This window comes from Lactococcus formosensis, from assembly GCF_037892375.1.
Lineage (GTDB): Bacteria > Bacillota > Bacilli > Lactobacillales > Streptococcaceae > Lactococcus > Lactococcus formosensis.
Genome location: NZ_CP141721.1, coordinates 232,729 through 245,784, shown reverse-complemented (window position 1 = coordinate 245,784; position 13,056 = coordinate 232,729). Strand labels below are relative to the sequence as shown.

The window sequence follows — 13,056 nt, the reverse complement described above, 5'->3', positions numbered from 1 at the left end:
TGACGAGTGTGTGCTCGTTGTGAAGTCATCCATCAGATGTTATCGAAAATAAATGTTCTCTATAAAATAATGAATATTAAAATGGACGAACTTTTATAAATATTTGCAAGGTTTAAGTTCGGTATTTACGAACATATAGGGACTTGTTTTTTCAAATGACTCGAAATTCCTTGTTTCAAACTTAAAATTTATTTATACTGAACATGTATCATTTTATGACGTGTGTCACGAAAAAACGAATGTGACATGCAACTTTTTATTAAAAGGAGAATTTATTCGTGAACAAGTTCTTTAAACTTGAAGAAAACGGCACTACTGTGGGCCGTGAAATTATGGCAGGTATTACTACCTTCTTTGCTATGAGCTACATCTTGTTTGTCAATCCTGATGTTTTAGGATCAACAGGGATGCCCGTTCAGGCAGTTTTCTTAGCTACTATCTTGGCTTCGATTGTTGGTTCAGTAGCTATTGGTTTAATCGCCAATGTTCCTTATGCCCTTGCACCAGGTATGGGAATTAACGCCTTCTTTGCTTATACTGTTGTTCTTTCATTAGGCTACACTTGGCAAGAAGCTTTAGCAATGGTTTTCATCTGTGGTATTGTCAATATTATTATTACATTCACTTCAATTCGTAAAGCAATCGTTTTAGGAATCCCTGAGAGCTTACAACATGCTATTGGTGGTGGTATTGGTATTTTCATCGCTTATATTGGTATTAAAAATGCTGGTATTCTTGAATTTATTGCATCACCAGGTACTTATACAGATAATCACGGCACAATTACTGCAGACTCAACAATTGTTCCTGGTTTAGTTAAATTTGATGATCCTGGTGTTCTTGTTGCTTTAGTAGGTATTTTAGTAACAATGTTCTTTGTTCTCCGTAAATGGAAAGCAGGGATTCTCTTGTCAATCGCAGTAACGACTGTACTTGCACTTTTAACAGGTGTTACAAAAGTTGATATGTCTACACTTTTTGCAGACAACAATCTCGGGACAGCAATCAACGAGATGGGAACAACTTTTGGTGCTGCTTTTGGTCCTAAAGGTTTTGGTAGCTTGTTTTCTGATTCATCTCGAATTATTGAAGTTTTGATGACAATTTTAGCCTTCTCGTTAACCTCAATCTTTGATCCGATTGGTACGTTCATTGGTACAGGTCGTAGCACAGGTATCTTTACAGATCAAGATTATGTGGATATGGCGAACAGTAAAGGTTTTTCATCTAAAATGGATAAAGCACTCTTTGCTGACATGATTGCTACACCAATAGGTGCCATCTTCGGGACTTCAAATACAACTGTTTATGTAGAATCAGCAGCTGGTATTGGAGCAGGTGGACGTACAGGATTGACTTCGATTGTCGTTGCTGTGATGTTTGCGATCTCAAGTCTTTTCTTACCATTACTTGCCATTGTTCCAACGCAAGCAACGGCTCCAATTTTGATTATTGTGGGTATGATGATGTTGTCATCATTCAAGGAAATCAACTGGTCTGAATTAAGTGAAGCTATTCCAGCCTTCTTTGCTTCAGTATTTATGGGACTTGGTTACTCTATCTCATATGGTATCGCTGCTGGCTTTATCACTTATATCTTCTCAAAACTCTTTACAGGTAAGGTTAAAGAAGTAAAACCAATTATTTGGGTTGTGGCAATCGCATTTGCATTAAACTTTGCCGTACTTGCTATTCTCTAAAAAACACCACTATAATTTGTACACTATCATGAGAGAAATCCGCTTTTATCAGCGGATTTTTATGTTAAAATAAAGACATGGAGACACCACTTATTATTGCATTTTCGGTGATTAGCTTTTTAGCCTTAATCCCGACCGTCATTTTTTACACCAAGTCGCATCGTTTGAAGGATATGAGAACTTTACGCTTAGGGCGACTTACTATTGGTTTTTTAGCCAGCCTTTTTGTACTGTTTAACGGTATTATGGGGATTCTTTTTTCGGCTAATTATAATTCGCATTCAAACATCATTCTGGCCATACTTATTATTGAAGCTGCTCTCTTTTTGATCCCTGCTTTTATGATCAGTTTTGTCGTTCCTGTGGGGATTGTTGTTTTAACGATTAAAATGTGGCGCCGTGAATCACACAGCTTAGCGAATTTAATTTTGCCGGCTATTATGTTTGTCTTTTTTCTGGTTGACTGGCTTTATATTCGAGTTTCGAGTTTGTCCGAAGGCTGGCTTTGGTTACAGCTCTTAAGCTATGTTTATCCTGTGTTGGCCTTTTATCTCGTCTGGCAATTTATCGTTTTCTTTTTTGCCAGCTGGACATATGGACGTCGCTTCCGTAAAAAGTCTTCAAAATATCACGTGGTTCTAGGCTCTGGACTGATTAATGGCCAGTTCGTTAGCCCCCTTTTAGCTAACCGTATCCGTGCAGGAATAAAGGCTGCAAATGATAAAACTATAATGGTTTTCTCTGGGGGACAAGGTAGTGATGAACAACTTGCGGAAGCACTAGCGATGCAAAAATACGCTGTCGAAGAACTGGGCTTTCCCAAAGAACGAACTTTGGTTGAAGATCAATCAAAAACAACTTTTGAAAATTTAAAATTTTCATCTCAGTTGATTGAAAAAATTGAACAGAAAGCCGATGAAGAATTTCTCTTTTTCTCTTCGGACTATCACGTTTTCCGAGCGGCTCTCTTTGCTGCTCAACAAGGACTAAATGCACAAGGGGGTATTGGTGGGAAAACACCGCTGTATTTCCGTCTTCCAGCATTCATCCGTGAATTTATCGCTGTGATGAATAGCCAACGACGTAAACATATTTTTTGGGTAGGCTTGATTACAGGTATTTTCATAGCATTTGCTCTCTTCATCCTTTTTATGGATCACTTTGTACTTAATCGTTAAGGTATAAAGACTCGGATTTTCCGAGTTTTTTGTTTGCCTTGTGATTTTTAGAGTTGCTCTTCGTACTATTTTATATGTTGAATGCATTGGATAAAGACGGAAATACAATTAATCTCTTTGATAATAAACCCATTAATCCCCCTTTTTATTGCCCAGCTTGCAAGTCGTCCCTGCGTTTAAAAAGAGGAAAGATAAAAATACCTCACTTTGCGCACATATCTTTACAAAATTGTGATTCTTGGAGTGAAAGCGAATCTGCACAACATCTGGGTTTAAAACTTAGCTTATACCAATGGCTTAAGGAAAAAGAGAAAGTAGAGCTAGAAAAATATGTGCCAGAGATTAAGCAAACGGCTGATTTGTTAGTGAATGATAAACTTGCCATCGAAATACAGTGTTCGCCACTCTCTTTACAACGTTTAGAAGAGAGAACGGTAAGCTACAAAGAAAAGGGATATTATGTACTTTGGCTTCAAGGAAGGGATTTGTGGCTCAAGAAGACCTTATCATCGCTACAGAAAAATTTGCTCTATTATTCAGTTGAGCGAGGTTTTTACTTTTGGGAGTTAGATTGGGACAGAAAGAAGCTACGTTTGAAATCATTGATTCATCAGGATTTAAAAGGTCGACTGATATGTCTTACGGAAGAGTTTGATTTTTTCCAAGAGAGTCTCTTAGAACTCTTACGTCAGCCTTTTCTCAAAGGAGAAAATCTTAGTATAGATGTGCCAGAGCAAGAAGAGTTACAGTTTTTTATTCAAAAACAACTGTATTATCAAGTGCCAAAATGGATTAAAGTGCAAGAAAAATATTATGAACAGGGTAAAAATTTGTTAGACCTCAACTGGAAGAAATGTTACTGGGGACCTCCAGGACTAAACTTATTGACCTTTGGCTTTGTAAATGAAAGTCGAGAAAGTTTTTTTCAAGTGGACACTTCCTTAGAAAAATATTATCAAGGCTTCTACGAAAGTTTTCAGTCACAAGAACATGAAAGACTGCATACACCAAGCTACTATGCTATAATTAAAGATAAAAATAAAGTGAAAAACGGAGAATGGCATGGCAAAAAAACGTGATGAAATAGCTGAAAACTTAACTTGGGATTTGTCAACCGTATTTGAAAATGATGTCGCCTGGGAACTTGAACTTAAAAGTGTCTCGGAAAAGTTAGAGACGGTAAACCGCTACGAAGGACATCTTTTAGAGAGTGCTCAAAGCTTATTAGAAATCACGGAAGTTGAGCTAGAGATTTCGCGCGCTGTGGAAAAAGTTTATGTTTATGCTTCAATGAAGCATGATCAAGATACACAAGTGAGTCGTTACCAAGAATATGAAGCTAGGGCTACAAATTTATATGCTAAGTTTGGTGAAATGTTTGCCTTTTATGAGCCGGAATTTTTAGCTTTAACGCCAGAACGTTATGAGAGTTTTAGAAGAGAAGAGCCTAAGTTGGAACAGTATTCTCATATGTTTGAACGCCTTTTTGCTAAAAAAGAGCATATCTTAAGTCCAAAAGAGGAAAAACTGTTAGCCAGTGCCAGTGAGATTTTTGGTGCAGCTGCCGAAACTTTCGAAATTTTTGACAATGCTGATATTGAGCTTCCGATGATTAAAGATGAAAAAGGGCAGGAAGTACAGCTGACACATGGTAATTATATCTCGCTCATGGAAAGTAAGGACCGTCATGTGCGAAAGGCAGCTTATCAAGCCCTTTATAGCAACTATGAACAGTATCAGCACACTTATGCTAAAACGCTACAAACAAATGTAAAAGTCCATAATTTTAAGGCGAAGACACGTGGGTATGATTCAGCCCGTCAAGCAGCTTTATCAAGTAATTTTATTCCGGAAGAAGTTTACGATAGGCTTTTGGAGTCGGTTAATAAATATTTGCCTCTTTTACATCGCTATATCAAATTACGCGAGCAAATTTTAGGTTTAGATGATGATTTGAAGATGTATGATGTCTACACCCCCTTATCTGACTTGGATTATAAGTTTAACTATCCAGAAGCAGTAGAGAAAGCAGAAGAAGTTCTTCAAGTTTTCGGCCCTGAGTATGCAGCACATGTTAAAAAAGCTTTTGATGAGCGTTGGATTGATGTAGCAGAAAATATTGGCAAACGTTCTGGCGCATACTCGGGAGGATGCTATGATACAAATGCCTTTATGCTCTTAAACTGGCAAGAAACTTTGGATGATTTGTTTACCTTAGTTCATGAAATGGGACACAGTATGCATTCTACATTTACACGAGAAAATCAACCTTATGTTTATGGGGATTATCCAATCTTTCTTGCAGAAATTGCCTCAACAACCAATGAAAATATCTTGACGGAAAGTTTACTTGCGGAGACGACAGATGAAAAAGAGCGTTTTGCCATTTTAAATCACTGGCTTGATGGCTTCCGGGGAACCGTTTTTCGTCAAAGCCAATTTGCTGAATTTGAACATGAAATTCATAAAGCTGATCAAGAAGGAAAGGTCCTGACCAGTGAATTCATGAACCAGCTCTACGCAGGTCTTAATGAGAAGTATTATGGTTTGCCTGCTCTAGAAAATCCTGAAATTCAGTACGAGTGGGCACGCATTCCGCATTTTTATTATAATTATTATGTTTTCCAATATGCAACAGGCTTTGCGGCAGCAACTTATCTTGCAGAGGCTATCGTAAATGGTGGATCAGAAGCGCGTGAAAAATACCTCACTTATCTCAAAGCTGGATCAAGTGATTATCCGCTGGCTGTGATTGCTCAAGCAGGTGTAGATATGGAAGAAATAACGTATTTAGAATCGGCTTTTGCTGTTTTTGAAAAACGTTTAATTGAGCTGGAAAATTTAGTCGAAAAAGGAGTCCATTTATAATGGTTTTAACATATAAGAGAACAAGTAATCCAATGATGAATCGTCCAGTAGTCAAAGAAGAAATTGTTGACTTTATGCGCGAACGTCAAACACAAATTACTGGTCCGCTAAAGAATGTTGAGACGTTTGCTCATGAAAATAATATCCCAATTATTCCTCATGAGACGGTAGTATATTTCCAAATGCTTTTGGACCTGATGAAACCGCAAAGAATTTTAGAAATAGGGACTGCAATTGGTTTTTCTGCTCTCATGATGGCAGAAGCAGCACCAGGTGCGGAGATTATTACTATTGATCGTAACCCAGAGATGATTGCCTTGGCTAAAGACAATCTGGCTACCTATGATGTAAGAAAACAAATCACTCTCTTAGAAGGAGATGCTGCAGATCTTTTGGCGGATCTTCAAGGGGAATTCGATTTTATCTTTATGGATTCGGCAAAATCAAAATATGTAGAATTTCTTCCCCGGGCAATGGAGCTGCTTTCGGAAAATGGTGTGATTATCATGGATGACATTTTCCAAGGCGGAGAAATTCTCATTCCGATTATGGAAATTAAACGAACGCAGCGTGCACTTGAACGTGGTCTGCGTCGTCTATTCGACGAAGTTTTAGATAATCCTAAATATCGTGCCAGTATGGTACCTTTAGGAGATGGCATATTAATGATTAAGAAAGTTTGATATTATAAATCAGTTTAGGTTTATTTAATCTTTTGTGTTATAATATTGTTACAAGAAACAAATGTATCAAGGGATTACACCCAACAAGGAGAAAACTTTGAAATTTAAAAAATTGAACATCTTAGTCGCAACAGCAGTTGCAGCTTTAGGGCTTGTCACACTTTCCGCTTGTGGAAATAATAACTCAACTGGGGCTAATATCATCACTATGAAGGGTGACACAATCAATGTGAGCGACTTCTATAACGAAGCTAAATCTTTTCCAAATATGCCTGCTACATCTCTTTTGCAAAATTTGACAATGTCAAAAATGTTTGAAAAAGACTTTGGTGATAAGGTTACAGATAAAGATGTTCAAGCAAAGTTTGATGAAACAAAAAAACAAATGGGTAAACAATTTGCATCGGCATTGCAACAACAGGGTTTTACTGAAGCAAGCTATAAGACTTATCTGCGTGGTGGTCTCTTGCAAAATTATGCTATTGAGAAAAAAATCTCAGATACACAATTTACAGATGCTAACTTAAAAGCAGCTTGGGCAGACTTCCATCCCGAAGTTGAAGCAATTGTTGTTCCAGAAACAACTAAAGATGCCGCGACAAAAGCGGTAAAATCTGCTAAAGCTGATGCAGCTAAATTCGAGAAAGATAATGCAAGCAACAAGCAAAAATTTGATTCAACAAGTACTACTATTCCAAAAGAAGTACAAACTGCAGCCTTTAAGTTAAAAAATGGTGAAGTTTCTGATGTTATTGAATCTGCAGATGCCTCAACAGGAGCAACAAGTTACTATGTTGTGAAAATGATTAAAACTTCAGATAAAGGTTCAGATATGAACAAATACAAAGATAAACTTAAAGATGTAATCAAAGCCGAAAAATTGGCAGATACGACTTATGTTGCTGGAGTAATTGGTAAATACCTAAAAGCACATAATGTCACTGTAAAAGAAGAAGCATTTTCTTCAGTCTTCTCGCAATTTACATCAAGTTCATCATCTAAATAAATGAAAAAAATGACTTTACAGAGAGTCGACGTGGGGTGAAAGTCGATAAGTCAACGTGCTGAAGACCTTAAGGTTTTCTAACAGCAGGGAATCTGCTTTATCAAGCAAAAGAGAGACGATGAATTCATCGTGAATGAGGGTGGTACCGCGTGAGTGACGCCCCTCGTTTACGATGATTTTTTTGTTTTTATATTGTGTGATTATTCACAAAAAAAGTAAATGAAAATTATTTTATTAGGAGAATAGCTATGAAAAAAATGACTTCAACAGAAGTACGTCAAATGTTCCTTGATTTCTTTAAATCAAAAGGACACTCTATTGAACCTTCACAATCTTTAGTACCAGTGAACGACCCAACTTTACTCTGGATCAACTCTGGTGTTGCGACATTGAAACAATATTTTGACGGTTCAGTTGTGCCTGAAAATCCACGTATTACAAATGCCCAAAAATCAATCCGTACAAACGATATCGAAAATGTTGGTAAAACAGCGCGTCACCATACAATGTTTGAAATGCTTGGAAATTTCTCAATTGGTGATTATTTCCGTGAAGAAGCGCTCGCTTATGCTTGGGAGATGCTTACAAGTAGTGAATATTTTGATTTTCCAGCAGAAAAACTTTACATTACTTACTACCCTGATGATAAAGATACATTTAACCGTTGGGTGGAGCTCGGTGTTGATGCAAGTCATTTAGTACCGATCGAAGACAACTTCTGGGAAATTGGTGCAGGGCCTTCAGGACCGGATACAGAAATTTTCTTCGATCGTGGTGAAGCTTACGATCCTGAAAATATTGGGTTGAAACTCTTGGCTGAAGATATCGAGAACGACCGTTACATCGAAATATACAATATTGTTCTGTCGCAATTTAATGCTGACCCAGCTGTTCCACGTAGCGAATACAAAGAGTTGCCACAGAAAAATATTGATACGGGAATGGGACTTGAACGTATGGTTTGTATTATCCAAGGTGGTAAAACAAACTTTGATACCGACCTTTTCCTCCCTATCATTCGTGAAATTGAACGTATTTCTGGTAAAACTTACGATCCAGATGGCAATAACATGAGCTTTAAAGTGATTGCGGACCACATTCGTGCATTGAGCTTTGCTATCGGTGACGGTGCTTTGCCAGGAAATGAAGGACGCGGCTATGTTCTCCGCCGTCTTCTTCGTCGCGCAGTAATGCACGGTAAAAAATTAGGTATTGAAGGTAAATTCTTGGCTCAATTTGTTCCCGTTGTAGGTAAAATTATGGAGTCATACTACCCAGAAGTCCTTGAAAAGCAAGACTTTATCATGCAAATTATCGATCGTGAAGAAGAAGCTTTTGGCCGTACAATTGATGGTGGTAGCAAACTCTTGGATGAACTGCTTGGTAAACTCAAAGAAGAAGGCAAGACAATGCTTGAAGGTCAAGATATCTTCCGTCTTTATGATACTTATGGTTTCCCAGTAGAGTTAACTGAGGAATTAGCTGAAGATGCAGGCTTCAAGATTGACCATGAAGGTTTCAAAGCAGCGATGAAAGAACAACAAGATCGTGCACGTGCTGCTGTCGTTAAAGGTGGCTCAATGGGCGCACAAAATGAGACACTCCAATCCATCAAAGAAGAATCTGAATTCCTCTACGATGTTGAAAAATACGATGGCAAACTTCTTGTGGCCGTTAAAGATGATAAAAAAGTGGATACCGTAAGCGGTGAAGCGCAACTTATTTTCGATAAAACACCATTCTACGCAGAAATGGGTGGACAAGTTTCTGACCACGGTGTGATCAAAAATGCTGCAGGCAAAGTTGTTGCAGAAGTTAAGGATGTCCAACATGCACCAAATGGTCAAAACCTTCATATGGTTGACATTCTCTCTACTCTTGTAGTTGGTGAAACTTACACACTTGAAATTGATGCCGAACGCCGTCATGGTATCGTTAAAAACCACACGGCGACTCACTTGCTCCATGCCGCATTGCACAACATTGTAGGTGAGCATGCACTTCAAGCAGGATCACTTAATGAGGTAGAATTCCTTCGCTTTGACTTTACACACTTTGCTCCTGTAAGCAAGGAAGAGCTGGCTGATATTGAACGTCAAGTTAACGAAGTAATTTGGCAATCATTGGCTGTTGAAACGGTAGAAACTGATATTGATACAGCTAAAGAAATGGGTGCAATGGCTCTCTTTGGCGAAAAATATGGTAAAAATGTACGTGTCGTTAAAATTGGTGATTACTCTGTCGAACTTTGTGGCGGAACGCACACAGCGACAACAAGTGAAATTGGTCTCTTCAAGATTATCAAAGAAGAAGGTATCGGATCAGGCGTTCGCCGTATTGTTGCCGTAACAGGTCAAAAAGCCTATGAAGCATTTAAAGATGCTGAAAATACGCTCAATGAAGTCGCTGCAGTTGTAAAAGCACCTCAAGCTGCTCAAGTTGTGATGAAAGTGACAGCAATGCAAGAAGAACTAAAAGCTGCTCAAAAAGAAAATGACGCACTAGCAGGTAAATTAGCTGCAAGTCAATCTGATGAAGTCTTTAAAAATGTTCTCAAAGCAGCAGGTACAAGTTATATTGCCAGTGAAGTTGCAGTACCTGATGTAAATGGTCTACGTAATCTTGCAGATATCTGGAAACAAAAAGAGTTGTCAGATGTCCTTGTCCTTGTTGCTAAGATTGGTGAAAAAGTGAGTCTTCTTGTAGCAAGTAAAACAGCTGATGTTAAAGCTGGAAACTTGATTAAAGAGCTCGCACCATATATTGATGGCCGAGGTGGTGGTAAACCAGATATGGCTATGGCTGGTGGATCTAAAGCTGCTGGAATCCCAGAGCTTATCGAAAATGTTGGCTCAAAACTTTCTTAAGAATTTATCTTAAATAAAAAGTCTTTGGATGGATTGGTGATTTTCTGTCTAAAGATTTTTTTATAAAATATTATCAAAAAGAACTGAGGAAGTTTGTAAGAAAAAGTTATGTGATATAATGTATGTATGGTAAAAAATACAGTAGATAAGCCCTTGGCCCAGAATAAAAAGGCCCGGCATGATTATGAAATTTTTGAAACATTTGAGGCAGGGATTGTTCTAACAGGAACAGAAATCAAATCGGTCCGTCAAGCAAAAATTCAGCTTAAGGATGGATTTGCTCGGGTACGGGATGGTGAGGTTTGGCTTTCCAATGTTCATATTGCACCTTTCGAGCAAGGAAACATCTTTAATGTGGATGAACTTCGCACGCGCAAACTTTTACTTAAGAAAAAAGAAATCATGAAGATTGAAAAAGAATTAACAGGAACAGGAATTACTTTTATTCCTTTGAAAGTTTATCTGAAGAATGGTTTTGTTAAGGTTTTAATGGGACTTGCACGAGGGAAAAAACAATACGACAAGCGTGAAACACTCAAACGTAAAGAACAAAATCGTGATATTGCTCGTCAAATCAAAGCCTACAATCGCTAAAAAGCAAGAGACAGCTGTCTCTTGCTTTTTCTCTTATAGCAATAATAAAAAGTAAAACCGTTTACTAAGCGTTTACCTAGTATTTACTAAGTATTTACAATTATAGGTTGCTAACAGTGTTAAGATAGTTATGTAAGCAAAAGAGCTTACGGAGAACATAGAAAAATATTGGAGAAAATCTCATGAATAAAAAGTTACTTTCTGGAATTATCGCTGGTGCAGCTCTGTTGACGCTTGCAGCTTGCGGAAATGGCAATTCATCGTCTAATAGCAGCTCAGAGAGCTCAACGCCAGCTTCAGGTAAAATCATCGCTGGAGGTTCAACAGCCTTGCAACCTATGGCACAACAAGCTTCAACTGAGTATACAGCTAAAAAACCAGAAGTTCAAATTACTGTACAAGGTGGTGGATCCGGTGTAGGTTTGACTCAGGTCTCAACAGGAACCTTCCAAATCGGTAATTCTGACATCTTTGCAGAAGAAAAATCAGGAATTGATGCTTCTAAATTGAACGACCATAAAGTAGCTGTCGTCGGTTTTGCTCCAATTGTAAATAAAGATATTAACATTGATAATCTCTCAACACAACAACTTAAAGATGTCTTCACGGGGAAAGTGAAGAACTGGAAGGAAGTAGGAGGTCCGGATGAAAAAATCACAGTAATTGGGCGTGCAGCAGGTTCAGGTACACGTGTGAACTTTGATAATTTAGCTCTCGGTGGCGAAAAAGAAGTAGAGGGGCCAACGCAAGATGCCTCAGGTACGGCGGTAACTATGGTCTCTCAAACACCAGGTGCAATCTCTTACGTTGCTTTTTCTTACCTTGATAAGAGTAAAGATATTAAAGCAGTCAGCATTGATAATGTAAAACCTACAGATGAAAATGTTGCAGACAATAGCTACAAAGTTTGGTCATACGAACACATGTATACCAATAAAGAAAAAGAAACAGCAGCCGAAACAGATTTCATCAAATACGTTACTGAAGATACAAAAACAATCAAGGAACTCGGCTATATTCCAGTTTCTGATATGAAAGTAGAACGTGACGCTCAAGGAAAAATCACAAATAAATAAGAATTGAGAGTGAGCAGAGTAAAACGTTAAAATTTTCTTTTCATACCCTTAGTTTTACTTTACAAAAACTTATTCTTTTAGAGAATCCTTGTTCTTAATGATGATGCAAAGAGCAAGAGTACTTGGGCCATGTCTCAGGTGCTCTCTTTGCCGTTCCATTTACAAACTGTTTACATTGTAAGCGGTAAGCTTTTGCTTATTTATGGTTGATTTATGCTAAAATAAGGATATGAAAAAGAAAATTTTAATGGCTTTATTTGCAGCAATGAGTCTTGTGACTTTAGCGGCATGTGCGCCCAACTCAAATCAAGTCACAGTAGGTGGCTCAACGGCAATGAAACCACTGGTTGAACAAGTTTCCTTGGATTATATGAAGAAATATCCAGAAGATATTATTATGGTTCAAGGTGGAGGCTCAGGTGTTGGACTTGCACAAGTGGTCGCAGGTTCTTTCCAAATTGGTAACTCAGATATCTTTGCGGAAGAAAAATCAGGAATTGATGCTTCTAAAATCACAGGAAATAAGGTTGCAGTTGTCGGTTTTGCACCAATCGTGAATCGAAATTTGGATTTATCAAATGTCACTCAAGATCAACTTATTGATATTTTCACCGGAAAAGTAAAAAACTGGAAAGAAGTTGGCGGTCCAGATCAAGAAATTACGGTTATCGGACGGACGGCAGGTTCAGGAACACGTGTCAATTTTGATAACCTTGCCTTGAATGGAGCACGGGAAATTGACGGCCCTACTCAAGATGCCTCTGGTTCGGTTGTACAATTGGTTGGTCAAACACCAGGTGCAATTTCTTATGTTTCGTTCCCTTATATCCACAAGCCAGGGATTAAACCACTGAACTTAGATGGGGTTGAACCTACAGATACAAATGTAACAACTAATAAGTGGAAAATTTGGTCTTACGAACATATGTATACCAATAATAAAAATAAGAACTTTGTAGAAAATCGCTTTATCAACTATGTTAAAAATGACAAAGTAACACTGAGAAAACTCGGCTACATCCCTGTAACGGAGATGAAAATTGATCGTGATTATAAAGGTAAAGTTACACCAATTAAATAATTA

At 37.9% G+C, this 13,056-nt stretch carries 10 protein-coding genes; all 10 read left to right on the top strand.

Going from position 1 to position 13,056, the window contains the following annotated elements:
• The first annotated feature begins 278 nt into the window (after positions 1 to 278).
• The 10 genes from VNN39_RS01210 (at position 279) to VNN39_RS01165 (ending at position 13,053) form a co-directional block, all read left to right on the top strand.
• Positions 279 to 1,700 carry an NCS2 family permease gene (locus VNN39_RS01210; protein WP_017368901.1) on the top strand — a complete coding sequence of 474 codons (1,422 nt, stop codon included), beginning with the start codon at positions 279 to 281 and terminating at the stop codon, positions 1,698 to 1,700.
• A gap of 77 nt (positions 1,701 to 1,777) precedes the next feature.
• Positions 1,778 to 2,878, top strand: coding sequence for a YdcF family protein (locus VNN39_RS01205; RefSeq protein ID WP_165713191.1), 1,101 nt, complete (start codon positions 1,778 to 1,780; stop codon positions 2,876 to 2,878).
• A gap of 74 nt (positions 2,879 to 2,952) precedes the next feature.
• The gene (locus VNN39_RS01200; protein ID WP_338997718.1) at positions 2,953 to 3,957 is read left to right on the top strand and encodes a competence protein CoiA; all 1,005 of its coding nucleotides are present in this window, start codon (positions 2,953 to 2,955) and stop codon (positions 3,955 to 3,957) included.
• The gene (gene pepF / locus VNN39_RS01195; protein WP_213495450.1) at positions 3,941 to 5,746 is read left to right on the top strand and encodes an oligoendopeptidase F; all 1,806 of its coding nucleotides are present in this window, start codon (positions 3,941 to 3,943) and stop codon (positions 5,744 to 5,746) included. Before VNN39_RS01200 ends, pepF begins: the two co-directional genes overlap by 17 nt.
• Entirely contained in the window at positions 5,746 to 6,429 is a 684-nt protein-coding gene (locus VNN39_RS01190) for an O-methyltransferase (RefSeq protein ID WP_165713194.1), read from the top strand. The genes pepF and VNN39_RS01190 overlap by 1 nt, the downstream gene beginning before the upstream one ends.
• Positions 6,430 to 6,526: 97 nt before the next feature.
• Positions 6,527 to 7,435: a peptidyl-prolyl cis-trans isomerase gene (locus VNN39_RS01185; protein ID WP_339007155.1), complete on the top strand. Its 909-nt coding sequence runs from the start codon at positions 6,527 to 6,529 to the stop codon at positions 7,433 to 7,435.
• 248 nt (positions 7,436 to 7,683) lie between these two features.
• Positions 7,684 to 10,302, top strand: coding sequence for an alanine--tRNA ligase (gene alaS, locus VNN39_RS01180; protein WP_338997716.1), 2,619 nt, complete (start codon positions 7,684 to 7,686; stop codon positions 10,300 to 10,302).
• A gap of 126 nt (positions 10,303 to 10,428) precedes the next feature.
• Entirely contained in the window at positions 10,429 to 10,896 is a 468-nt protein-coding gene (smpB, locus tag VNN39_RS01175) for an SsrA-binding protein SmpB (protein ID WP_338997715.1), read from the top strand.
• A 182-nt stretch (positions 10,897 to 11,078) separates the two neighbouring features.
• Positions 11,079 to 11,972 carry a PstS family phosphate ABC transporter substrate-binding protein gene (locus tag VNN39_RS01170; protein WP_017368914.1) on the top strand — a complete coding sequence of 298 codons (894 nt, stop codon included), beginning with the start codon at positions 11,079 to 11,081 and terminating at the stop codon, positions 11,970 to 11,972.
• A gap of 229 nt (positions 11,973 to 12,201) precedes the next feature.
• On the top strand, positions 12,202 to 13,053 hold the full coding sequence (locus VNN39_RS01165; protein ID WP_017368915.1) for a phosphate ABC transporter substrate-binding protein: 852 nt from the start codon (positions 12,202 to 12,204) through the stop codon (positions 13,051 to 13,053).
• The last annotated feature ends 3 nt before the right edge of the window (positions 13,054 to 13,056 follow it).